Source organism: Bacillus sp. EKM420B (genome assembly GCF_011065565.1).
Taxonomy (GTDB): Bacteria; Bacillota; Bacilli; order Bacillales; family Bacillaceae; genus Bacillus; species Bacillus velezensis.
This window is the reverse complement of the sequence record NZ_JAAMNX010000002.1, coordinates 80,744-102,860: the sequence shown is the minus strand read 5'-3', so window position 1 is coordinate 102,860 and position 22,117 is coordinate 80,744. Positions and strand designations below refer to the sequence as shown.

The 22,117-nt window shown below is 44.7% G+C and carries 24 protein-coding genes; 4 read left to right on the top strand and 20 right to left on the bottom strand.

The genetic code is table 11. The annotated features are described in order from the left end of the window. Positions 1-2 precede the first annotated feature (2 nt). The 3 genes from G9F48_RS05500 to G9F48_RS05490 all read right to left on the bottom strand — a co-directional run bounded on the left by G9F48_RS05500 (position 3) and on the right by G9F48_RS05490 (position 2,716). Positions 3-623 carry an NTP transferase domain-containing protein gene (locus tag G9F48_RS05500; protein WP_165409161.1) on the bottom strand — a complete coding sequence of 207 codons (621 nt, stop codon included), beginning with the start codon at positions 621-623 and terminating at the stop codon, positions 3-5. Beyond that, positions 620-1,636, bottom strand: a complete 1,017-nt coding sequence (locus G9F48_RS05495; RefSeq protein ID WP_165409160.1) for an XdhC family protein — start codon at positions 1,634-1,636, stop codon at positions 620-622. Before G9F48_RS05495 ends, G9F48_RS05500 begins: the two co-directional genes overlap by 4 nt. A 63-nt stretch (positions 1,637-1,699) precedes the next feature. Continuing rightward, positions 1,700-2,716, bottom strand: a complete 1,017-nt coding sequence (locus tag G9F48_RS05490) for an FUSC family protein (protein WP_165409159.1) — start codon at positions 2,714-2,716, stop codon at positions 1,700-1,702. Between the two features lie 317 nt (positions 2,717-3,033). On the opposite strand from G9F48_RS05490, the gene G9F48_RS05485 reads away from it, so the two are divergent. Together G9F48_RS05485 and G9F48_RS05480 are read left to right on the top strand one after the other, a co-directional pair. Continuing rightward, on the top strand, positions 3,034-3,588 hold the full coding sequence (locus G9F48_RS05485) for a Pathogenicity island protein (protein ID WP_165409158.1): 555 nt from the start codon (positions 3,034-3,036) through the stop codon (positions 3,586-3,588). Positions 3,589-3,646: 58 nt separating this feature from the next. Next, a complete protein-coding gene (locus G9F48_RS05480) occupies positions 3,647-3,808 on the top strand; it encodes a hypothetical protein (protein ID WP_004393168.1) in 162 nt (53 codons plus the stop codon). A gap of 628 nt (positions 3,809-4,436) precedes the next feature. On the opposite strand, the gene G9F48_RS05475 is transcribed toward G9F48_RS05480, so the two are convergent. The 7 genes from G9F48_RS05475 to G9F48_RS05445 all read right to left on the bottom strand — a co-directional run bounded on the left by G9F48_RS05475 (position 4,437) and on the right by G9F48_RS05445 (position 9,998). After that, positions 4,437-6,152 carry an AIPR family protein gene (locus tag G9F48_RS05475; protein ID WP_070082644.1) on the bottom strand — a complete coding sequence of 572 codons (1,716 nt, stop codon included), beginning with the start codon at positions 6,150-6,152 and terminating at the stop codon, positions 4,437-4,439. A 564-nt stretch (positions 6,153-6,716) separates the two neighbouring features. After that, positions 6,717-7,196 carry a 23S rRNA (pseudouridine(1915)-N(3))-methyltransferase RlmH gene (gene rlmH / locus G9F48_RS05470; RefSeq protein WP_025650077.1) on the bottom strand — a complete coding sequence of 160 codons (480 nt, stop codon included), beginning with the start codon at positions 7,194-7,196 and terminating at the stop codon, positions 6,717-6,719. Positions 7,197-7,276: 80 nt separating this feature from the next. Then, positions 7,277-7,447 carry a CxxH/CxxC protein gene (locus G9F48_RS05465; protein WP_004393147.1) on the bottom strand — a complete coding sequence of 57 codons (171 nt, stop codon included), beginning with the start codon at positions 7,445-7,447 and terminating at the stop codon, positions 7,277-7,279. Between the two features lie 153 nt (positions 7,448-7,600). Next, on the bottom strand, positions 7,601-7,771 hold the full coding sequence (locus tag G9F48_RS05460) for a hypothetical protein (protein WP_004393146.1): 171 nt from the start codon (positions 7,769-7,771) through the stop codon (positions 7,601-7,603). Between the two features lie 40 nt (positions 7,772-7,811). Further along, positions 7,812-8,069 carry a hypothetical protein gene (locus tag G9F48_RS05455; RefSeq protein ID WP_238785805.1) on the bottom strand — a complete coding sequence of 86 codons (258 nt, stop codon included), beginning with the start codon at positions 8,067-8,069 and terminating at the stop codon, positions 7,812-7,814. A gap of 5 nt (positions 8,070-8,074) precedes the next feature. After that, the gene (locus G9F48_RS05450; RefSeq protein ID WP_165409157.1) at positions 8,075-9,238 is read right to left on the bottom strand and encodes a hypothetical protein; all 1,164 of its coding nucleotides are present in this window, start codon (positions 9,236-9,238) and stop codon (positions 8,075-8,077) included. A 10-nt stretch (positions 9,239-9,248) separates the two neighbouring features. Continuing rightward, positions 9,249-9,998 carry a YiiX/YebB-like N1pC/P60 family cysteine hydrolase gene (locus G9F48_RS05445; protein WP_165409156.1) on the bottom strand — a complete coding sequence of 250 codons (750 nt, stop codon included), beginning with the start codon at positions 9,996-9,998 and terminating at the stop codon, positions 9,249-9,251. 181 nt (positions 9,999-10,179) lie between these two features. Here G9F48_RS05445 and G9F48_RS05440 point away from each other — a divergent pair, with 181 nt between their 5' ends. Beyond that, positions 10,180-11,160 carry an aldo/keto reductase gene (locus tag G9F48_RS05440; RefSeq protein WP_165409155.1) on the top strand — a complete coding sequence of 327 codons (981 nt, stop codon included), beginning with the start codon at positions 10,180-10,182 and terminating at the stop codon, positions 11,158-11,160. A 29-nt stretch (positions 11,161-11,189) separates the two neighbouring features. On the opposite strand, the gene G9F48_RS05435 is transcribed toward G9F48_RS05440, so the two are convergent. The 6 genes from G9F48_RS05435 to G9F48_RS05415 form a co-directional block, all read right to left on the bottom strand. Next, the gene (locus G9F48_RS05435; RefSeq protein WP_165409154.1) at positions 11,190-11,663 is read right to left on the bottom strand and encodes a GNAT family N-acetyltransferase; all 474 of its coding nucleotides are present in this window, start codon (positions 11,661-11,663) and stop codon (positions 11,190-11,192) included. A 37-nt stretch (positions 11,664-11,700) separates the two neighbouring features. Beyond that, a complete protein-coding gene (locus G9F48_RS19910) occupies positions 11,701-11,835 on the bottom strand; it encodes a hypothetical protein (RefSeq protein WP_004393139.1) in 135 nt (44 codons plus the stop codon). Beyond that, positions 11,822-12,937 (bottom strand): response regulator aspartate phosphatase, encoded by a 1,116-nt coding sequence (locus G9F48_RS05430; RefSeq protein ID WP_024086023.1) that lies wholly within the window; start codon positions 12,935-12,937, stop codon positions 11,822-11,824. The genes G9F48_RS19910 and G9F48_RS05430 overlap by 14 nt, the downstream gene beginning before the upstream one ends. Positions 12,938-13,068: 131 nt before the next feature. Further along, the gene (gene rocF, locus G9F48_RS05425; protein ID WP_007407883.1) at positions 13,069-13,959 is read right to left on the bottom strand and encodes an arginase; all 891 of its coding nucleotides are present in this window, start codon (positions 13,957-13,959) and stop codon (positions 13,069-13,071) included. Between the two features lie 73 nt (positions 13,960-14,032). Further along, entirely contained in the window at positions 14,033-15,433 is a 1,401-nt protein-coding gene (locus tag G9F48_RS05420) for an amino acid permease (RefSeq protein WP_017418506.1), read from the bottom strand. A 223-nt stretch (positions 15,434-15,656) separates the two neighbouring features. Further along, complete coding sequence (locus tag G9F48_RS05415) at positions 15,657-16,862, bottom strand: ornithine--oxo-acid transaminase (protein WP_138093449.1); 1,206 nt, start codon at positions 16,860-16,862, stop codon at positions 15,657-15,659. 207 nt (positions 16,863-17,069) lie between these two features. On the opposite strand from G9F48_RS05415, the gene G9F48_RS05410 reads away from it, so the two are divergent. Beyond that, the gene (locus G9F48_RS05410; RefSeq protein ID WP_446697966.1) at positions 17,070-18,485 is read left to right on the top strand and encodes a sigma-54 interaction domain-containing protein; all 1,416 of its coding nucleotides are present in this window, start codon (positions 17,070-17,072) and stop codon (positions 18,483-18,485) included. A 45-nt stretch (positions 18,486-18,530) separates the two neighbouring features. On the opposite strand, the gene G9F48_RS05405 is transcribed toward G9F48_RS05410, so the two are convergent. From G9F48_RS05405 to G9F48_RS05395, 4 genes are read right to left on the bottom strand one after another with little or no spacing between them, the layout of a single operon-like run. Beyond that, on the bottom strand, positions 18,531-19,094 hold the full coding sequence (locus G9F48_RS05405) for a cupin-like domain-containing protein (protein ID WP_238785804.1): 564 nt from the start codon (positions 19,092-19,094) through the stop codon (positions 18,531-18,533). A 6-nt stretch (positions 19,095-19,100) separates the two neighbouring features. Beyond that, positions 19,101-19,250, bottom strand: a complete 150-nt coding sequence (locus tag G9F48_RS19690; protein WP_238785803.1) for a hypothetical protein — start codon at positions 19,248-19,250, stop codon at positions 19,101-19,103. A 13-nt stretch (positions 19,251-19,263) separates the two neighbouring features. Further along, complete coding sequence (locus tag G9F48_RS05400; protein WP_165409153.1) at positions 19,264-20,889, bottom strand: ABC-F family ATP-binding cassette domain-containing protein; 1,626 nt, start codon at positions 20,887-20,889, stop codon at positions 19,264-19,266. Positions 20,890-20,916: 27 nt separating this feature from the next. Continuing rightward, positions 20,917-22,107, bottom strand: a complete 1,191-nt coding sequence (locus G9F48_RS05395; RefSeq protein WP_077723097.1) for an MFS transporter — start codon at positions 22,105-22,107, stop codon at positions 20,917-20,919. Between the last annotated feature and the right edge of the window lie 10 nt (positions 22,108-22,117).

Sequence of the window (22,117 nt, the reverse complement as noted above, 5' to 3'; positions counted from 1 at the left end):
ATTCACTCCCCGAATTTATTCAGCAGCAGCGTATAATCTTCAGCTGTATCGACGTCATAAAAAAGCAAAGGGTCTTGAAAGCTGATCATTTTTCCCGTCTTGATCATACTTTCACGGATCACATGCCGGGCGCCCTGGTCTCCCTTTAACTGATGCAATACCGGAAAACATTGATTGGAGAATAAAATGGGGGGCATAGGAAGATGATGATTTTCAGCGGCGATGAATGAATAACGGCGCTCCTTTTGATAGGAATCAATTAACGTATTGATGATATCTGCGGTGACAAACGGCTGATCTGCAAGGAGAATGATAACGGCGTCAGCCTCGTACGCTGCCGCTTTTTTCACACCGCATTGTATAGAATGGCCTTGGCCTTTACCCGCTTGCTCACATTCTGCCTGGCTCCACTTATTTGATATGGGATCTAAAAAGAAAAAATCCGAAAGCCAATGCAGTGAATCTCCCTTTCTCGTAATAACGAAAATATGATCTAATTCAGATAACAAGGCATTTTTTAGAGCTATACTTCCCAGAGAGACGCCACTGAGAAATAAACTTCGCTTATCCGTTCCCATGCGTCTGCTTGTACCGGCTGCCAGGTAAATGGCTGCTGTTTTCATAAAGCAGACCTTTGCTTTCGCATTTTTTTAATCATCTCGCCGACAATACTTACAGCAATCTCCTCAGGGCCTTGTGCCCCGATGGGAAGTCCGACAGGGGAATGAATATCTACCGGAATCTCACCCCCGCCTAAAAGCCGCTCCGTGCGCCTTCTGGGGCCTAAAACGCCTTTATAAAACACATTCTCGTTTTTTAATGTATGTAAAATGATCTGATCTTTTTGAAAGCTGTGCGTCATAATGACAACAAAATCCCTTTTTGTCATGCTCAGGCCTTCCATGACTTCTTCCGGCGCTCCCGTTATCAAATGGCCGGCTTCAGGAAAATGGCCGTGCTGACATAAAGCGGGGCGCCAGTCAATCACCGTCACATGAAAACCCGCACGAGCCGCCAACGAAACTAACGGCTTCGCATCTTCCCCTGCTCCGAAGACATATAAACAAGGTTTTGGCACCATCTGATGGATAAAAAATAAATCAGAGGTATGTTCATCCCTTTTGATTCCCTTTTCCGTCTGTCTCAGTTTTTGAATACAGCCTTGTTCCATAACATCCCCGGTTCCAAACACGCTGCCGTCTTCAGCGATATACAGATCTTCCTTCGGCTCTAACGTTTCAGTGAATCGTTTCATTCGGGTCACAGACTTTTTTTCATCTAAGCATGTCTTGACTGTCGTCAGATTTCGTTCCAATTCCCCTTTTACAGGCTCAAGCAACACCGTCAAAACACCATTACAGCCAATGCCCTGTCCCCAGGATAAATCGTCCTCCGCACTCATATCAAAGCGGACAATCAACGGCTCTCCCGCAGACCAGACCTGCTCTGCCCTTTCAACGAGATCTTCTTCCAGACAACCGGCGGATAACATGCCGACTCTTGTTTTATCCCCTAAAATCAACATCGAAGCCCCTTCTTTCTTATAAGCGGACCCCTCTGTTTGAATGATGGTAGCCAGTACCTTAGCCTTCTTAGAATTAGCGATGACATCCAAAATCCGGTGTATATCATCCATCTCATGTCCCCCGCTTTTACCTGATCATATCTGTATATCCGTATTCTTTTTTTCCAGAAAACATTACAAACGCTTCAGCAATTTCTTCGTTTCTAAAAAAAAAGAGTCTTTATAGACCTTATGACCGGGCGGCGGGTGCGACAGCAAGTCGGAGCGGAGAGATTCCAATAACACGTTCTGTTCCTTCTGTTTCCGATTGTCTGTTTCACCCTCCTGTATGTCTTTAAGACCCGAAAAGTATTCACTTAACACTTGTAAATCATTCCCCAGCTCCCTTTTATCACTTGAAGATAAAGCTCCTTCTTTTTCCCATTCTTTTAACGTTTTCACTATATTTGACAGATACTCAAATCCGGCGTTCAACTTTTGCATCTCTATTTGATAGCTTGAAATGATGTGTTTATGTTTTTTTCTGACAGGGTTGAATTTTAAACTGTCAGAAGCTGTTTGCAGCATCTCTTTTGTCATATGCAGCTCCTGCAGAAGATGGTTCATTTTATATTCCATAAGGTTCCCTTTTCCTTGCCCCCACTCTGATTGCACCCATTTGGAAAGGTCTGAAAGTGCGTCGGAAAGCTGACGGGCCAATGTTTGAAAAGAGTCCGCTGCCTTTTTTGTGTAATCCGGCGGAAACAGGAACATGTGAACCAGAATCGCGATGATGACGCCGATCACCGTATCGATGATTCGGTCGAATGCATAATCTTTAGAGTTCCGTTCAAACGTAAAGACCAATAAAATGGTGAGCGCTACCTGATGCAGAACCGTTACATCTATTCGCAACCACTTCGCTATGTAAGTCCCGCCTAACAGGAACAGCCCCAGCATCCAGCCATTCATTGGCAAGTGACTGACAAGAAAGGACGTTAGCATGATCCCAATCGCAGTTCCCGCAATACGATGAAAAGAAAAGCGAATCGACTGATCTATCGTTGGCTGCAAACATAAGATAACAGATAGAGGCGCTAAATAGGAATGATCAGAGCCCGCCAGTTTTGCCGCTTCCCAAGAAACCGCAGAGGCAATCGCCATCTTCCAAACCAAAGATGTTTTGTTTTGAATTTTTTCACTTTTCATCATACGCCCCCTCCTTTCAGAAACCTTTTCCACTAGGTTTCCGTGACGGAAAGGGATTTATACTGTCGTGTGGAAAATGAGGAAGAAGCTGTTGTTTGCAATAAAAGGTGCTTCTCTGAGCTCTTCTTTACGGTTTCTATCCTCCTTGATAACTTCGCATCAGATATGAACCCTGATCTCCTATGACTTTCGAAGGTAAACATACAAACCTTGTTGGTTAATGTGATGAAATTGGGTGAATTTTTTATCATTTTATATGGTAAGGGTTTAACAAGCAGAGTGCCTTTGTTAGTATGGCAACCAAAGGAGGAGGATCAATTATGCAAAGCAGAATGAAGCTAACCGCAGTGAAACTGGCAGCCTTGGTATTCCTAGCAGGTGCCTTTGCCCTCCCGGTTTTACCCCATGCTGCGGCTGCCGCAGAATCCCAAGCTACATACAAAGTTGAAAACCTCAACGACAGTGAGCTGAAGATGACGTTCAATCACGCAGATGTTCATATTGACGCTAAAGGCAATGCAACCATAAAAGACAACATAACGGGCGAGGAGCAGGCTCTTCCGAAAAGCTCTACTGACAAAAATGGTGACCCCGTTACACTGAAATATGAAAAAACCAAAAATGGCGTTTTAGTCAAAGTCGTAAACAAAGACGCTGGAAAAACGAGCGGTTCAATCAGCACCCAATCAGTCGGGAAATGTATTTTAGGTACTGGCGGCGGTGCGGTAACTGGCGGCGGCACACTGGGTCTTGCAGGAGCTGCTGTAGGCACAGTCACAATACCCGGCATCGGAACAGTAGGAGCGGGTGCCGTTGGAGCAATTACCGGCGCTGTTGGCGGTGCAATGACAGGAGCTGCCGCATCTTGCTTTTAACCATAAAGAAAAAGGGGCCCGCGCCCCTTTCTTTTACTAACTATGGAAGGTGGTCGACATGTACAAAATCATCATTCCTTCAATACTAGCCATCTTCATTCTCTGGATACTCTTACAGATTTCACTGGAGATAAGCATCGTTAAGAATCCATTGAATTACTTTATTGTATTCATTGTCTTCTTTCTCTTTATAAAGATGGTGAAAGAGAAGCAACAGTAGGTTGCTTCTAATAGCTTAGGGAAACCAGATTTTTAGTGGAATCTGGTTTTTTTGTGTTTTCTTCACTCTATAAGCTAACAAGAGAATTCACAGTAAAGCGAATATGCTTATAAAGCAAGACTTGCTAATCAAACAATTATTTCTGCTTTAAAGAATTCTAATTTAAAAAATCATAATGAACAAACACTCAATCTTTCTCTCTTGATTTCTTCCAATATATCTTGGAGAGACTATAAGGTGATTGGTTTCTTTTGATTTGCATGCATGGGAGATAACTTCGTGAAACAAATTTAGAGCACACGTAGATTACTGACTGAGTTGTTTCCGAAGTGGGTGTCGTTCAGCTCACGCAAGGGTATCTGTTAGATTCCTCTTCTTTAAAATATGGGAATTATGATCTATTTTACAGTCTAATATTCATTTATATAGAGAAATAGAAGGGAACTGAACATACAAAAAGTAGGTGGTAAGCCCCTGTATAATAAGGATAAGATATGGATATCAACAGTTAATATCCATAATCTATATTAAAATTAGAACGGCCAAACTGTCTTGTCTGAAGCGTTTTTATTAATTTAATTGTATATCTAGTTTGAAAAAAAAACTTTTTTTCATACAAATACAATTTTCAAACAGTCATTTTTCTTAATTCAGTTACCTTTTCTATTAAAATAGCATTCAAAGATTGCTTTTTGGTTATCTCTGTATCCCCTATATCCTCTACAGTATCTTCTATTATATCAGTAAGTTTTTTGAAAATATTCAATGCATTAGAACCGTATAATACCTTGTTAATATTCTCGCAATATCTGTTGATTTTTTTAGAGTCCATATTAGGGGTATTTTCATTATTCACAAAATATTTCAACATCATCAGCATATGAAAGCGAAATTTTCGAAATCGAGAGTCAAGACTTTTATTTCTAAAGTAAAACTCTAGTTTATATAGTGCAAATGCACTTGTATAATACGGCATGGGCTGATGATTTGCAACAAAAGCAGACTCTGAAAGTTGTTCTAATAATTTACCATAAAATCTACTTGCTAAGTTTGGTCTATCTAAATACATAGAGGCAAAACTTTTTATTTGAGAAGAAATAGTTACAATTCTAACCTTTTCAATGTTTGGAACGGCGTCATACTGCTTTGATCTTCTCTCATAAAATAATTTCCTCTTTGATTCCTCAATGGAATTATAAAATAACTCCAACTTCTTTTGGAAATCAGATAGTGCCATCAATTCTTCCTTCTTCACTTCAGTTTGACTATTATTTGCAATAATAATATCACTAATAACTTCTTCATCTTCTGTAATTATAATTTTGACTGGTAAATTAGTTTTTTCGTTGTCTATATTATCCTTGTTATAATAAATAACATGGGAAGTTTGACAACCATTTACTATTTGATAATCCTCTAAAGTAAAATCATGCCTTGCTACTGAGACTTTTTTTGCGACTATTGTAACTCCATTATTAAGTACTGCTAGTCTATCAGAGTTATTTGATCTCAGGGTGCTAGAAATGCTTTCATTAACATCATTTTCTCCTTGATAGTCTCTTACATTATCATAAAAAACTGACCTTCTAATATTGCCTAATTCATCTTCTATTAGTTTTAAGTATTCAGTTAAATTCAATGTTCCAGTGTATGATTCATTTATTCCCTTAATATCAGGCATTACTACTCTATTAGGGAAATTAATGGTGGCACTTACCTTTTCTTTTGATTGCCTGTAATATTTTTGAATTTCATTGGCTCCCACCGGATTGAACTTAATCTGTTTGAATAAATTTAAAGCTTTTATATCACCTACAATTTTATTTATTTTAGCAGTTAGATTCACATCATTTAACCATTGGCCAGTTGTTACATAAAATAACTCAATTATCATCTTATTTATTCTAGCTGCTTTATCTATAATAAATTCTACGATTTCTGCTTTCTTTTTAATAAAGTCATTTCTAACTAATTGAGGCTCTTCAGCAAAAAAGTCTAATACTCCGTCTCCAAAATTCAGCATATCCGCACCATTAAAAGAAGATGAGGTTTTAGCCTGTATAATTATAAACTTTACTTCAGAAATATTTCCTGACCTGTCCAAGAGATCCTCAATTTCCTCAATTGTATTAATCATAATTCCACTCACAATAATTCCAATCCCATCAATTCCACAATCACCTCCTTCGCCTCCGACAATATCCTCTAACTCAAATTTTTCATTATGTATTTTTGAAATTATGCTATAACAAGAGAAGTTTTCAAACAATTTACTTTGATCTTTAGAGGACATTTCCATAACACTAGAAAAGTCCATCATTAAACTTTTTGTTATTCTATCCATGCTATTACACTTCCTTTTACTTTTTAGGCTTAATTTATTTTTTTAAACGGTATTAATTATATCTCACCTTATAAATACCATTATTCTAAATAGAAATGTTATTAATTTATCCAGTTTTCATATATGCTTGTTCAATTCCTTAATAAGGCTCTCTATGATATATCTAAATGGAGTTTTTCTATAACTCTCAAACTCTTAAAGTTAAGTACATGCTTGATTCCAGAAATTTATCAGCTTCTGCAGAAAGCTCCCACCCAGTTATTAATTTTTTTTACAAACCCCGATGGTCTTAATTTAATATATAATTGCTCTAATGTATTATTACGCTTACTTCCTTCAATTTTAATACGAGAATTGATTGGAGTTTTATTTTTCAATGTGTTTAAAATACATTTTATTGTTTCTTAGAAACCTTTCTCTCCTCTGGGTACATTCGGCATAGTGGCAACCTTGATTTCCCAAATTCTTATTTACGGATACTCTTTATAATCAACTTTTTCCATATTACCACCATCTTCTCCAAATTGGATATTCCAATTTTATTTCTAAAAACAAGAACCTCACTCACTTATGATAAGGCTCCCCACGATTAATCCGAAACGCCCGATAAACCTGCTCCACCAAAATAAGCCGCATGAGCTGATGAGGAAATGTCATCTTCGAGAATGACAGTTTGTCGTCTGCCCGTTTCATGACGGCGTCGCTTAGTCCGAGTGAGCCGCCGATGACGAAGGTGATTTTGCTTTTTCCATATGTCGCCAGCTTATCTATTGTATCGGCCAGTTCTTCGGATGTTTTCATTTTTCCTTCGATGGCGAGGGCGATGACGTGGGTGTCCGGGCTGATTTTGGCAAGGATGCGTTCGCCTTCTTTGTCTTTGACGATTTTCATGTCTTGGTCGCTCAGGTTTTCCGGTGCTTTTTCGTCCGGGAGTTCGATGATGTCGATTTTTGCGTAGGCTGAGAGTCGTTTTTTGTATTCTTCAATGCCTTGCTTGAGGTATTTTTCTTTTAGTTTTCCGATTGTCACAATATTGATATTCACAGGTCATCCCCACTTTAGAAACAAGTTATTCATATATATTGTCCACAATTGTGGATATCTTTTCTGTATTTTGTGTAGGATCATTCGTTCCCTACTAGATATGTTGCAGTGTCCCCACATAATTCACAGGCTGTGGATAAACTGTTAGTATGTTCGATTTTTCTGATTTCGGGCGGAAGCTCATGATCGTCTATGTACATGTCCAGCACGGTTTCGATATGTTCTTCACAAGAATAATAAGCGGTTTTCATTGTTACATCCTCCGGTTTTCTTTTGCGCGCGGCAATTGTTCTCTTTTCAATATAACCTATTTATACACATGTTAGTAGTGCTTCGGGCTGAGTTTTATCCACAATTCGGCAAATCACGCGCAAAAAGAGCCGGCGTTTGCAGCATCCGGCTCTTTACGTGTTTTCTCTTTTTTCTAAGCGAAGGACGAACAGAATTCCTAATAGACACGCCAGCAGCGTACAGCATACATCAATCCAGTCCGGCTTTCCGCCGTTTAAAAAAGAGTTGGTTATTACAGAAACCAGGAGAATGGTTACGGTCACCGCGGCAAGCTTTTTCTTCATCGGCTCCCTCCTTCATCTGACTGTCTTCTGCTTTTACGGTTCAAATTCCTCTATTCTTTTTCTTGCTATATAGCCTTATCATGAGGGTCACAACGATATATACAATCATAATCAATGCCCCGTTACTCACATCAGGGTATCCAATCAACATATTCATTATGACAAAAACAATGGTTATACAAATGACGGACAACAATAAGAAGATACTGAATGATTTCATATGAACACCTTCTTTCTTGCAGTAACGTTTCATTATAAAAAGCTTACCAAAAGCGGCAAGCTCTTCCCAAATGTTCATACTCTTTAAAACCCCTCCATCACCTGCACATCATACAGCTTGAGATGGCTTTTCGGCGTGACGATGTTTTTTAAGTTTGGGATGGTCAGGTCGTTCAGTTTTTTGCCCGTTTTCAGGTCGAAGGACTCGATTTTGGCGGGCTTTTTGTAGCTGTACGTAAACAGATACAGCTTTCCGTTTTGATGGGTCAGCTCCTTGAAGTCGGCTTTCATTCGTGATGCGGGGAGGGTGAAGGCCTTTTTGCTTTTTCCGGTCTCAGGGTTGATGCGGTAGACGGTTCCGAAGCCGTCAACGAAATAGAAGCTGCGCCGCTCCATGAAAAAGCTTTTTTTGAAGCTGAACGGCATGGAGTCATAGATCGTCTGTTCGTCATTTTTATAAGCGGCGATGTCATACGTTTTGATGGCGCCGCTGTTTTTCATGACTTTCACCATTTGATAGATGTGATCGGCTTTTTCCCCTCTGGTGACAAAGCAGATGGCGCTGTCGTCCGCGGCGAGCTGGGATTCGACTGACGTGCCTTCTTTATACATCCATGTCGCGATTGATGTTGTATGGAGCTTTTCTTTATCGGCCTGAATGTCTTGGACGTGATAGCCTTTTTCGTCATCTGTCGGCGTGAGCGCGAAAAGATGATCTTTAAAAAAGCCTGAAGCGCGGATATAGTGCGGGATGACGTTTTGCTTCCACCTGCCGTCCATCTGGCGGTACAGCTCTGAGCGATAGCTGCCGCCGCTCTTGTCGTAGCCCGAATTATACAGCGTGTAAAAGCCTTTCGCCCGTTCGATATATCCCGCGCTGTCTCCCGTATGCTGGTACGCTCTTTTATACGTGTGAAGGCCGTCCTGAACGGTGTAGATTCCTTTTTTGTCCTCCAGCAGGACGCTTTCGTCATGCACTTTGGCCGATCCGAGCTCAAGCCCCTTCATTTGATAAGAAGAGAGCCGCCCTTTTTCATCGGCGAAGAGGGCATAGCTTTTTCCGCCGCCGAACGTGTCTTGGTCAGCCGCAGTGGAGAAATACAGCAGCGCCTCTTTATCTTTCAGAAAATCAGGGTCATTTAATGTGTCTCTCGCAACCTCCGCAGGGTCTTCCGTGCGGAAATAGAAGAAGCATAAGACCGCTGCGGCGGCGATGATCACTAAGGGTATCCAGATGATTTTTTTCACGTTGTTCTCCTTAGTGAATGGTCAGGATCGTGGTTGTGTAGGACGAGCTTGTGATGTCGCGCGGGTATACGCCTAAGCCGCCGTTAGAGTCGATATCAATCCCCGCTTTTAAAAGGAATGCCGACCACAGCAATTTTGAGCAGTTTTTGGCGCCTTCATGGCCCGTATTTCTGTTATTGACGAAGTTGAAGGAGTACTCATCACCCACTCTTGATACAGCCCAGTCAGCGGCGGCTTGCTTTTGAGCATCGGTAACTTTCACGGTCTGGACGATTGAATTGTCTTCGACTTCTCTGCCGTTATAAGCAATCTGGCGGACGCCGTCTCCCGGCACGGATTCGACAATTTTATCAGCGGATGAATACATGCCGACATGCCCGTGGTTGTAATAAGCCGTGTATGAGTTCGTGTAATAAATATTGCCTTTTGTGCTTTTCGGAAGTTTTTTGGTTCCTGACGATCCGCCCATTGCAGAGAGTCCTTCTTTGGAAGCGATTATATTTCCTTGCACCTTGTCTGCCGTGATTTCTTGATGAAACTGCTTGAGAATTGCTTCTGTTGAAACGTGCTTCTGTTTGGCAAGCTCTTTGGCGGATTGGAGAACGTCTTGAGGAGTCGTGCCCTGCTGAAGGTCTGCGATTTCTTTTGCGTAGCGGGCTGTTTCTGTTTCTTTCGCTTTTACATTCAAACCGGAGAATGACAGAACCATGGTGAATGACAGGGCAAACGGGAGGACGGCTTTGAACAGCTTTTTACACATTGACTTCGCCTCTTTTCTTTAAGGTTAATTTTTCCACATTTTCATTATATGACGGAATTGCGATAAAAAAATATACAATTTACAGATTTTTAAAAATTTTATAACAATATGCAAATCATATACATAAATCATTTTCAAATATCAGGAAATCCGGTTATCATATAAGAAAGGGGGCGGACATATGAAGGACAGAACGATCGGTTCGATGCGGGTTTCCGCAATGGGGTTAGGGTGCATGGGCATGTCGGAATACTATGGCAGCCAGCGTGAGGAAGATTCGATTTCCACACTGCATCATGCCGTTCATCTCGGCGTGAATTTGTTTGATACGGCTGATCAATATGGATTGGGTGCGAATGAAGAACTTGTCGGCAGAGCGCTCGCCCCATTCAGAAAGGAGCTGTGCCTCGCGACGAAATTCGGTTATGTCCGAAGCGCAAAGGGTGAGTTTATCGAAATTAACGGACGGCCCGATTATGTGAAAAAAGCGTGTGACGCCAGTCTGAAACGTCTCGGGACGGATTATATCGACCTTTATTATCTGCACCGGGTTGATCCGCGGGTGCCGATTGAAGAAACTGTCGGCGCCATGAAGGAGCTGATAGACGAAGGAAAGGTGAGGTTTATCGGATTGTCAGAGGCTTCCGCAGAAACGATCAGGCGCGCCGTCCGCATTCACCCGATTGCCGCGCTTCAATCGGAATATTCGTTATGGAGCAGGGAAGCGGAGGAGCATGTGCTGCCCGCCTGCCGTGAGCTCGGCATCTCTTTTGTGCCTTACAGTCCGCTCGGCAGAGGTTTTCTTTCCGGAAAGATGACGTCGACCGATCAGCTGGATGCCGATGATTACAGAAGAAGAACGCCGAGATTCCAGGAAGACAATTTGGCGGTGAATATAGGGCTCGTCCAAAAGCTTACCGCCATTGCCCGGGAAATGAATATCACCGCGCCTCAGCTTGCGCTCGCATGGGTTCTCGCAAACGGCGATGACCTCATTCCGATTCCGGGTACAAAAAAGAAACACTACTTGGAAGAGAACCTCGCCGCTCTCGACATTGTGCTTCCGGAGGATGTGAAGGCGCGGTTGGATGAGATGTTTCCGATCGGAACGGCGGCCGGCGAGCGTTATCCGGAACAAATGATGACATTGTTAGATGAATAACAAAAGAGGCCCATCGTGCGGGCCTCTTTTCATGACAGCTTTTTGCTCATGATGACATCCGTCTCCAGGAATCCCGTCTTCTCATACAGCTTCCGCGCCGTTTCGTTATGAGCGAACACATGGAGAGAAATCTTGCGGACACCCAGATCTTTGGCTTTGTCCTCCAGCCTTGCGAGCGCCTCTTTTGCATAGCCTTTGCCGCGGAAAGGCGGATGAAGGCCGAAATCATAAATAAATGCGTCCTGCTGCGGGTGGTCCGGATCGGCGTGCATCCACAGCCAGCCGGCATTTTCCTTTCCGTCCAATGTCAGCGTCCATAAATAGTGATCGGCCGTCTCCAAGCCGTCAGGAAGCAGGTCTTCAAACGCCAGTTCCGCTAATTCCGGCGCTTCGTCAGGCAGCCACGTTCCCGCTTTTACCTTTTCTTCAGCGTAATGCTTGGTTGAATGAGCGAGATAGGACTGAAATTCTTGTCCTGTCATCGGCTGCAGCGTGATAGCCATTGAATCACTCCTTACACGAAAGCGGTATCATGAAGTATTATCCGAAGGCTCCGTTTTCCGCCGGTTTTATGATTTGGTCGGCTTGTGCCGTTGAACCAGTTTGCGCAAATAATCCAATCGAAATGAGACTTGCCAAGGCTGCTGAGAGTACAATGAATTTACATGTTTTCATTACGAATCCCCTCCGTTAATCTCAAAATTTGGTCATTGGCATCAATTGATTCCTGAAAATACTTCGCCGCCGGTTTGTATTTCTCCTGTTTTTTAAAATGCGCCGCGGCCTGATACGACAAATCGGAAACGTCACTCCACAGCTCTTTCCTTCTTAACTCGGCGAAAGCTGATTCAAGCGCTTCTTCATTGCGGTCAATAAAGACATGCTGTAAGATGCGCAGCTTTTGAGTGTATACGGGCTCGTTTTTTTCTTCAGCGGCATTCAGCGCTTTATGCAGCCAAAACCGGCCCTCATCCGTCTTTTCCTGCTTCAATAACACTCTGGCCAGCATGTAGAGACTCCGCACCGAATACGCTGATCGCAAATGCTCCTTTTGATCAAGAGCCGTTTCAAACTCGACCCGCGCCTCCTCCAGTTTTTCCTGTCTTTCATAGCAAATGCCTGCGTTAAAGTGGGCGAGCGCTTCAATATGCGGATCGCCCGCTTTGGCAGCTTGATGAACCGCCGTCTGCAGGAGCTCTTCGGCTTTCTGATAGTGAAACAAGTCCATTCTGTTACAGCCGATCACCATTAAACACTGTGCTTCTCTGACCGCGTACATTTCATTGGCTTTGTAGATCTCCAACGCTTTTTCCGCGTGGTTCATCGCAAAGTAGTTTTGGCGGATTTCATAGTAGGCAATCGCCACTTGATAATTAAACTCGGCTCTTTCAATCTCATTCGGTATGTGCCGGAGCCTGCTTTCAGCAATCCGGTAAAAATTAATGGCGTTCATAAACCGTTTACGGTAAAACTCGTGCATTCCGGAAAAGAAATAATAATAGTATTGAATCATCTGGTCTGTTTTTTCTTTATCGGCGTTCAGCTGGATCGTTTTTAAAATGCCGTCTGTTTTCTCATACTCTTCCATCAAAAGCTTATAGCGGGAATCAATTAAATTAAAATAAAGGAGCACCGTTTGATTTTGTGTCATATTTTGCAGATCCGTAAGCAGTTGTTCTCTTAACGCCTCAGCCGATTCGGTGTTGTGCTTTTTGATTTCCTCATACCAGTCACTGATTTTTTTCGCAACTGTTTCGTGGGCCATCACTTCAGCCATCTGTCAGGACACCTCCCTTTCCCATTTTGTGTAATAAATATATCATATTTACAGGTCCGAAAAGAGGATGACAGCCCGCTAGTTTCCTCGTGGCAACAAAAAAAACCTCCGCAGGTGCGGAGGCGCATATTTTATAATAGTTTTTTTCCTAACAAAGATTCTACCAGCTCGACCGCTGTTTTGCCGGTTTTGTTTTTGTGATCGAGGATCGGGTTGACTTCGACAAATTCAGCTGAAGTGATGATGTCGGCATCATACAGCATTTCCATTGCCAAGTGGCTTTCACGGTAGCTGATGCCGCCGACGACAGGCGTGCCTACGCCGGGTGCGTCGCTCGGATCAAGGCCGTCTAGATCAAGGCTGAGGTGAACGCCGTCACAGTCTGACAGGTAGTCAATGGTTTCTTCAATGACCTTTGTCATGCCGAGGCGGTCAATCTCATGCATCGTATAGACTTTCATGCCTGTTTCCTTAATGTATTCACGCTCGCCTTCATCAAGCGATCTCGCGCCGATGATGACGACGTTCTCCGGCTTGATTTTCGGGGCATACCCGCCCAGATTCACCAGCGTGTCGTGCCCGACGCCGAGGCTGACGGCCAGCGGCATTCCGTGAATATTGCCTGACGGCGATGTTTCCAGCGTGTTTAAGTCGCCGTGCGCGTCGTACCAGATGACGCCGAGCTGTTTATAGTGCTTTGCCGTTCCTGTCAGCGTTCCGATCGCGATGCTGTGATCGCCGCCCAAGACGAGAGGGAACCGCTCATTCTCAATGACGCTGTCCACCTTTTGGGCGAGCTGCTCGTTCCCCGAGAGCACAGAGTTCAAATTTTTCAGCTCTTCATCATTTTTGAGTTTTTCACGATTGACGGGGATGTCGCCTAAGTCTTCCACCGCATATCCCATGTCAGATAACCGTTCAATGAGATGCGCATAGCGGATGGCGCTCGGGCCCATGTCCACTCCGCGTCGTGCTTGTCCTAAATCCATCGGCATTCCAATAACTGAGATATTCTTGTTCATCCGTTTTTCCACCTCAACATGTTGTATGTTGTCCTGTGCGGGTTTCTCAAAGATGACTTGGACACGAAAAGATTTAAAGCTCTATCTGTTTTTCTGACTGCTTATGCTTTTTTACATACAGATGATAGACGATAACGCACACCGCCATGAACGGGATGCCGCAATAAAGGGCGAGCCGCTGTTCTGAATCAAATGCGAGGCTGATCAGAACGACCGTGTTTAACGTCAGCCCGATAATAGGCAGCACCGGGTACAGCGGTGTTTTAAACTTCAGGTCTTCCACTTTGCCGCCTTCGCGGATGTATTTCCGTCTGAACATCAGCTGTGACAGGGAAATCGTAATCCAGCCGACCTGCGCGCTTAGTCCGGCTAATGATAAGAGAAACATATAAACGGTTTCCGGCGCTGCCACTTTAGACAGCAGGGACAGGCAGGCGACGGCCAGCGTCACGATCAAAGCGTTCATCGGCACGCCGCGTTTAGTTGTTTTGCCGAGCGATTTAAAGGCTTGTCCTTCGTTCGCCATGGCATATAGGATACGCGTCGATGCAAACAGGCCTGAGTTGGCCACTGAGAGCAGCGCAATTAAGATAACAAAGTTCATAATATCGGCCGCATATGGAATACCGATTTGTTCAAACACCACGACAAACGGGCTTTCGACCACTCCCGCCTGCTTCCACGGAATCATGCCGGCAATGACGATGATGGAGAGAACGAAAAAGACAAGCGTTCTCCATACCGTCTGCCGGATAGAGCGCGGAATCGTTTTCTCGGGATTTTCACTTTCTCCCGCGGCAACCCCGATCAGCTCCGTTCCCTGGAACGCGAAGTTTACGGTAATCATCGTAATAAGCATAGCCTTAATGCCGTTCGGAAACAATCCATCCTCATAAAAATGAGAGAAGAAAGGAGCCTGCTCGCCGTGTTTCATGTCGATCAGGCCGAACATGGCCGCGCCGCCCAAAATAATAAACAGCAGAATGACTACAATTTTAATGCCGGAAAACCAAAATTCCGACTCAGCGAACGCTTTTGTGGTAATCGCGTTCAAAAGAAACATCAGTCCGACAAACACGAGGCACCACACCCATACGGGAACATGCGGAAACCAGCGGAGCATCAATTGTCCCGCAGATAAAAACTCAATGGCGCATGTCACCGCCCAGCCGAGCCAGTACAGCCAGCCGAATGCGAAACCGAAAGCGGGGCTGATGAATTTGGTTGCGTACGTCTGAAACGACCCTGATACGGGAAGGGCAACCGCAAGCTCGCCTAAGCAGAGCATTGTCAAAAACATAATAAAACCGCCGACCAGATAAGACAGAACCGCGCCCAGCGGTCCCGCCTGGTTAATTGTAAATCCGGTACTCAGGAAAAACCCGGTGCCGATCACTCCGCCTAATGAAATCATAAACAAATGGCGCGATTTCATTGTGCGCTGAAGCTGATTCTCTTTTTGATTTGTATTCACTATTCTGCACCCCTTCAGCAACTTGTATTGGAACCAAGCCGGTGCTTTGAAACCGATTTGCTGTCCAAAGACCTCTATTTGTATATGAATGTTATATGAAATTCATTTTCGTACATAAAGATACATTATACTAAAATACTGTCTCCGCGCAAATAGAGTGTACTGAATTTTTTATTTGTAAATTCCATACAAGCCAGAGGGAAAGCATTGCCGCATCAAAGTTTTACGCGTTTTGAAGCACGTGTGTGATCTTTTGGACCGCCCAGTCCAAGTCTTCCTTGGAAATCATTAACGGCGGTGCAAAACGGATCACGGTATCATGTGTTTCTTTGCATAAAAGCCCTTCGCCTTTCAGCTTTTCACAATAAGGGCGGGCCGCTTCTGTCAGTTCAACGCCGATAAACAGGCCGCGACCGCGCACGTCTTTTATGATCGGGTTATCAATTTTCTCAAGCTCTTCTTTAAAATAACGGCCAAGCTGAAGGGAACGCTCTGCCAGCCCTTCTTCCTCAAGGACTTCAAGAGATGCGAGCGATACCGCGCAAGCGAGCGGGTTTCCGCCGAATGTCGAGCCGTGGGAACCCGGGTTAAACACGCCGAGAATGTCACGGTTCGCCGCAATGCACGAAATCGGGAAGACGCCCCCGCCGAGCGCTTTGCCTAAGATGAACATATCCGGTACGATATTTTCCCAGTCAACCGCGAATGTTTTCCCTGTGCGGCCGAGTCCCGTCTGAATTTCATCAGCGATCAGAAGTACATTTTCTTCCTTACAAATAGCGGCCGCTTCTTGTAAAAATCCTTCCGGCGGAATGACGATGCCCGCTTCTCCCTGAATCGGTTCGAATAAGAAAGCGGCTGTGTTCGGCGTGATCGCCCGGCGCAGCGCTTCGGCGTCTCCGTATGGAATTAATTTTATACCCGGAAGCATAGGTCCGAAACCGCGTTTATACTCATCTTCTGAAGAAAGGGATACCGCAAGCATCGTTCTGCCGTGGAAGTTGCCGATACACGCAATGATTTCCGCCTGATTATCGGCTACTCCTTTGACCTCATATGCCCAGCGTCTCGCCGCTTTGACAGCAGATTCAACGGCTTCCGCTCCCGTATTCATCGGCAGAATCATATCTTTTCCGGTCAGCTTGGCTGTTTTCTCATAAAACGGGCCGAGCTGATCGTTATGGAACGCGCGTGACGTCAAAGTGATTTTATCCGCCTGATCCTTCAGCGCCTGAATGATCTTCGGATGTCTGTGCCCCTGGTTCACCGCAGAATAAGCACTCAGCATATCCATATATTGATTACCTTCAGGGTCTTTTACCCAAACACCCTGCGCCTCGGAAATAACAATCGGCAGAGGATGATAGTTGTTCGCGCCGTAATGTGAAGTTTGGCTGATAATTTCTTGAGATTTTGTGAAAGCTGACATAATCTGATTCCCCCTTGTTTTGTAATCATTCAACATTAGATCTTGCTTTCCCTTTTTATAAAGCAAGTTCCGTGCCAATCCGAAAAAACGGGATGTTTCGCCAGCATTCTTTCTTTTCCTGCAAAATATTCCGGCAGTTTGCGTGCAAACTTCAGCCAAGCGCAAAATTTTTTTGCGTTTCCTGTTCGATTTATTTTAAAATAATGAATGTTAAGACGATTGAGAGGGGGAATTGACCTGCACACAACCAGCGAATTTTACACACTCGTGTTACAAAGCATTCTGGAAGAGATTGATGTCGGGCTGCATGTGGTGGACGAGAAGGGCAGCACCGTCATTTACAATAAGAAAATGATGCAGATTGAAGATATGGATGAACGGGACGTCCTGCATAAAAACCTGACTGATGTATTTATGTTTTCCAATCAGCAGGACAGCACGCTCGTTCAGGCCCTTCAAGAAGGCAAAACGATTAAAAATGTAAAGCAGAGCTATTTCAATAACAAAGGCCAGGAAATCACGACGATCAACCACACCTTCCCGATTGTGCAAAACGGCGAGATCAAGGGCGCCGTGGAAATCGCCAAGGACGTCACCAAGCTCGAACGGCTGATCAGGGAGAACATGCACAGGAAAGAACAGAACAGCTACACGTTTGACAGCATTCTCGGCAACAGCCCGGTCATTAGGGAAGTCATAGAAAACGCGAAACGGGCAACCCGTACGTCATCGTCCGTGCTTTTGGCCGGCGAGACGGGAACAGGCAAGGAACTGTTCGCCCAAAGCATTCACAACGGCAGCCAGCGCTCAGGGGCCCCGTTCATATCACAAAACTGCGCCGCCCTGCCGGACAGTCTGGTCGAAAGTATTTTATTCGGCACGAAAAAAGGCGCCTTTACCGGAGCCATCGACCAGCCCGGTTTATTTGAGCAGGCGCAGGGAGGCACCCTGCTCCTCGATGAGATCAACTCTCTCAATCTCAGCCTGCAGGCAAAACTGCTCCGCGCCCTTCAGGAAAAGAAAATCAGGCGCATCGGATCAGCTCAGGACAAACCGATTGACGTCCGCATTATCGCCACGATGAATGAAGACCCGATCACCGCCATTTCAGAAGAGCGGCTGCGCAAAGATTTATACTACCGCTTAAGCGTTGTCACGCTGATCATTCCCCCGCTCCGGGAGCGCAAGGAGGATATTCTGCCTCTGGCCGAAGTGTTTATCCAGAAAAACAACCACCTGTTCCAAATGCATGTCGATTCGATCAGTGACGATGTGCAGCAATTTTTCCTGGAATATGACTGGCCGGGCAACATCCGCGAGCTTGAACATATGATTGAAGGCGCCATGAACTTTATGACGGATGAAACGACGATTACGGCGGCCCACCTGCCTTACCAATACCGGATGAAAATCAAACCCGCTGACACGGAAAGCAAAGCCGCCGCAACCACCCAGCCCGGCACCGATTTAAAAGAAAAAATGGAAAACTTCGAAAAATACATGATCGAAAAAACCCTGAGAAAACACGGCAATAACATATCCAAAACGGCAAACGAGCTCCGAATCAGCAGACAGAGCCTGCAATACCGCCTGAAAAAATTCGGTCTGGACCGGATGAAATGAATCCATACAAAAAAAGGCTGAGATGCTCCTCAGCCTTTCGTCAGGTTATATCTGATTGGCAAGCCGCTCTCCGGTAAACCAAAAGTTCTCACTCACTGCCAATGTATGTTCCGTATTCTCGACTTGATGCCACCAATGGCGCGGCGCATAAATGATTTCTCCCGCCTTTTGTCTGAAGCGGATCGGAGACGCCTTTTTCGCAAGCGGTTTTTGCTCAATGTCTTTTTCATCAAAGACATTGATATTTCCTTCGTACAAATACGGAGAGTCGTCCGGATGATAGAAGATCCATTCCTTCTCCCCGAAAATGACGCCGTTCCACGCGTGCGTGCTGTTAAAATCCTGATGCAGCGGCGTGCCTGTCTGCTTAGAACCGAGAAAGAACCATTTCCAGTCCCGTCCCGTTTCTTCGTCCGCTCTCAATGTGTCTTTTGTAAAATACTCGGGTGCGGAATAGACAAGGTCTAAGTCATTTTGGTTCAGCTGCGTAAAATTCCAGTCACAGTACCATTTGTCATCATTCTGATCAATGTACTCGATATAGTTGGAAAGCTTTACTTGTTTAAACGTTTTGACCCCTTCGATATCTGATTTCCGGATGGTGACCATTCTGTCTCAATAGTGTTCGTCAATGTATTCAAGCGTCCACGGCCTGCATTCCCAGTGATCCATTGCCCCCGTCAAAATAAAAGGTTTCTTATCAGCATACTCGCTTACAAAAAGATCGTACGATAACTCATTGATTGTCAGTCTGTCAATGGTCATATCCATTCCCCTTTTATTCGGCAATCTGCCGTTTTTTTTGTTTGGCGTAACTGTATGGACCTGAAAAGATGGTGACGTTTTGATTCTCAAGCCAGAAAATCTTGTTGAACTTCTCCAGCAGGTTTCTGTCGTGAGAAACGCAGATGATGGTGCCTTGAAACTGCATCAGGCTGTTTTCGAGAATTTCCTGAGATTCAATGTCCAAGTGGTTGGTCGGCTCATCCAGGATCAGGACATTCAGCTTTTTTTCCATTAAGATGGACAGCTTCAGCCTGATTCTCTCACCGCCTGACAGGACGGAAAGTTTTTTAAAGACTGACGACCCGTAAAATCCGTACTTGGCCAGCATATTCCGGGCCATGCCCTCTTCAGTCAGCAGATTTTCTTTAAAGAATTGCAGAATCGTCTGACTCGAATCTCCGACCTGGCTCTTTTGATCAATGTAGCCTATCTTAAGATTTTCCCCCACTTTAATGGTGCCGTCCGACAGTTCTCTTTCCCCGATGATGCAGCGGATCAGCGTTGTTTTGCCGACGCCGTTTCTGCCGACGATGCCGATTCTGTCTTTATGCTTTATGCGCAGATTCACATTTTGATATAAAAGGGAAGATCCGTTGGCCACCTTTCCGTTTTCAATGAACACAATATCTTTTGAACCGGCGCCCGCTTCCTGAAATGCGTTTTTTAATTTTTGCTCCGTCCGGACCGGCTTATTGATCAGCTCGATCCTTTTCATCGCCTTTTCCATATTATTCGCGCGTCTGTGCAGGCCGACAGACGGCGGATTCGAGCGGTTGGCCCAATCTCTCAGCTGGGCGATGGATTCCTTCATCTTCTGTATTTTTCTCTGCTGTTCTTCATATTTCTCAAACTGGGCGATGATGAATTCTTCCCGTTTTTTCAGGTATTCGCTGAAACCGTAAGGCCAAATCTTCACCTCAGTATCATCAATCTCGAGCACCTTCATCGCCGTTTGGTCGGCAAACGTTTTATCGTGGGTCGTAAACAGAATGGTTTTGTTCGATTTTTTAATAAACCCTTCAAGCCATTCAATCGCATGGACATCCAAATGGTTGGTCGGCTCGTCCAGCAGTATAATGTCGTCGTTGCGGATTAAAATTTCGGCAAGGCCGGCTTTTGTTTTTTCGCCGCCGCTCAGCTTTGAAAACGGCTGGTCCTTTAATTCGCTGAGGCTGAGCCCGTTGCATACCTCGTCAATCATCGCGTGCATCTGGTAGCCGTTGTTCCGCTCAAATGTTTCCGTGTATTGACTGTACTTTTCCAATAAAGCAGTCAGCTCGTCATCACTCATCGGTTCCGAAAGCTTCAGCTCAATGGCCTTCATTTCCTTCTGGATCGCCGCGAGAGCTTCAAACGATTTTTCCAGATATTGATACAACGTCAGATCCTCATGGGGATCAGCGATCTGCTTCAGCAAACCGACCTTCGCCCCTTTGTTGATCGCAATCGTTCCTTCATCCGCCTCAAGCTCTCCTGAAAGCACCCTGAACAGCGTGCTTTTGCCGGAACCGTTCGGCCCGGCCACAAGCACTTTTTCGCCTTCATTGATGAAAAAAGAAACTTGTTTGAAAATGGTATCTCCCGCTATATTTACCGTAAGATTATGAATATTCAGCAACTCACATCATCCCTTTGTCATTCTGGTTCAAAGCTCGACTTTATTCTGGATGGCGACGCTCGCTTTCAGTTTGTAAAAGCTGAGCATCATAAACAGCGACAATAAGATGGATAATACCCCGATTGCGGTCAGCAGCAAAGCTGAATCAAAATAGTCCGTTAAGAATCCGATAAACGGAAAGGCAATGAACATGAAAAGCGAGGTCATCAAACTGATAATGGACAGCAGCGTGGCTCTCGTTCTGGACGGAATCTCATTATTCACCACCTGACTGGATACGGGTTCTATCACATCATAGAGCGCGTTAATGACGACAAAAGCTGCAATCGTCACGTACAGACTGCCCGATGGTATAAACAGATAGGCCGCTCCGATGATGCAGAATGTCAGCAGAAGCACGCGCCTCGGCGTAAATTTTTCCGCCGGCTTTGAAGAAAAGATGGAGCACAGCGCCTGCAAGATGGACAGTCCCGCAAAAATAATGGATATATTGCGCACGGACAGCCCTTCCTGACTTAACAGATCTTGTCCGTACATATAAAAAACCGATGTAATCGCAAAGAAAACAGAAAGTGACAGCACCAGATATTTAAAGGCTTTGTTCAGCCTGAAGAAATCTTTGACTTCTTTTAAGATGTCCCCGACCGTCTGCGTTTCGTGTTCACTGTTTTCAAATTTGATTTCCGTCAGCTGTGTAATGACCGCCATCGCAATCAACTGAGTCACAACCCCGGCGATAAACACATACGACCATGATATTTCCTGCAAGTAGCCGCCGATGCCCATGGCGATCGCAAGACCGAGTATGACAAGTCCGTTATAATTTCCGATGGATTTGCCGTACCACTTTTCTTTCCCTTGTTCTTTCAGTGAATCAAACAAAAAGGCGTGATCCGTTCCTGATATAAACGTCAGCCCGATACCGTATATAATATGAGCGATGAAGAGGGCGATGAAGTTATGGAAGCTCAGGAACATCACCAAATAGACAATGACCATAAAATGGCCGAGCAAGAGCGATTTTTTTCTCCCGATTCTGTCCGAGATGACGCCGCTCGGCACTTCCGCCAGAAACATCGCCAAATTCAGGACCGATTGCAGGATGCCCACTAGAAACAATGAATAATTCATGCTTGTTAAATATAAAATCCAAATTCCCCGTTCGAAAAAGAAGTTTCCGAAAAAACCGGAGAAGTAAAGCAAATTTCGATTCCGCAAATGAATACCC

Excerpts from the sequence above, each read along its gene's own strand:
- G9F48_RS05465 (WP_004393147.1), bottom strand. The coding sequence starts at position 7,447 with ATGAAAACCGCTTATTATTCTTGTGAAGAACATATCGAAACCGTGCTG.
- G9F48_RS05460 (WP_004393146.1), bottom strand. The coding sequence starts at position 7,771 with ATGAAGAAAAAGCTTGCCGCGGTGACCGTAACCATTCTCCTGGTTTCT.
- G9F48_RS19690 (WP_238785803.1), bottom strand. The coding sequence starts at position 19,250 with ATGACCATTGACAGACTGACAATCAATGAGTTATCGTACGATCTTTTT.
- G9F48_RS05475 (WP_070082644.1), bottom strand. The coding sequence starts at position 6,152 with ATGGATAGAATAACAAAAAGTTTAATGATGGACTTTTCTAGTGTTATG.
- G9F48_RS05435 (WP_165409154.1), bottom strand. The coding sequence starts at position 11,663 with ATGGCTATCACGCTGCAGCCGATGACAGGACAAGAATTTCAGTCCTAT.
- G9F48_RS05440 (WP_165409155.1), top strand. The coding sequence starts at position 10,180 with ATGAAGGACAGAACGATCGGTTCGATGCGGGTTTCCGCAATGGGGTTA.
- G9F48_RS05485 (WP_165409158.1), top strand. The coding sequence starts at position 3,034 with ATGCAAAGCAGAATGAAGCTAACCGCAGTGAAACTGGCAGCCTTGGTA.
- G9F48_RS05500 (WP_165409161.1), bottom strand. The coding sequence starts at position 623 with ATGAAAACAGCAGCCATTTACCTGGCAGCCGGTACAAGCAGACGCATG.
- G9F48_RS19910 (WP_004393139.1), bottom strand. The coding sequence starts at position 11,835 with ATGAAAACATGTAAATTCATTGTACTCTCAGCAGCCTTGGCAAGTCTC.
- G9F48_RS05495 (WP_165409160.1), bottom strand. The coding sequence starts at position 1,636 with ATGGATGATATACACCGGATTTTGGATGTCATCGCTAATTCTAAGAAG.
- G9F48_RS05405 (WP_238785804.1), bottom strand. The coding sequence starts at position 19,094 with ATGGTCACCATCCGGAAATCAGATATCGAAGGGGTCAAAACGTTTAAA.
- G9F48_RS05445 (WP_165409156.1), bottom strand. The coding sequence starts at position 9,998 with ATGTGTAAAAAGCTGTTCAAAGCCGTCCTCCCGTTTGCCCTGTCATTC.
- G9F48_RS05415 (WP_138093449.1), bottom strand. The coding sequence starts at position 16,862 with ATGTCAGCTTTCACAAAATCTCAAGAAATTATCAGCCAAACTTCACAT.
- G9F48_RS05430 (WP_024086023.1), bottom strand. The coding sequence starts at position 12,937 with ATGGCTGAAGTGATGGCCCACGAAACAGTTGCGAAAAAAATCAGTGAC.
- G9F48_RS05410 (WP_446697966.1), top strand. The coding sequence starts at position 17,070 with ATGTTAAGACGATTGAGAGGGGGAATTGACCTGCACACAACCAGCGAA.
- rocF (WP_007407883.1), bottom strand. The coding sequence starts at position 13,959 with ATGAACAAGAATATCTCAGTTATTGGAATGCCGATGGATTTAGGACAA.
- G9F48_RS05455 (WP_238785805.1), bottom strand. The coding sequence starts at position 8,069 with ATGAACATTTGGGAAGAGCTTGCCGCTTTTGGTAAGCTTTTTATAATG.
- G9F48_RS05480 (WP_004393168.1), top strand. The coding sequence starts at position 3,647 with ATGTACAAAATCATCATTCCTTCAATACTAGCCATCTTCATTCTCTGG.
- G9F48_RS05490 (WP_165409159.1), bottom strand. The coding sequence starts at position 2,716 with ATGATGAAAAGTGAAAAAATTCAAAACAAAACATCTTTGGTTTGGAAG.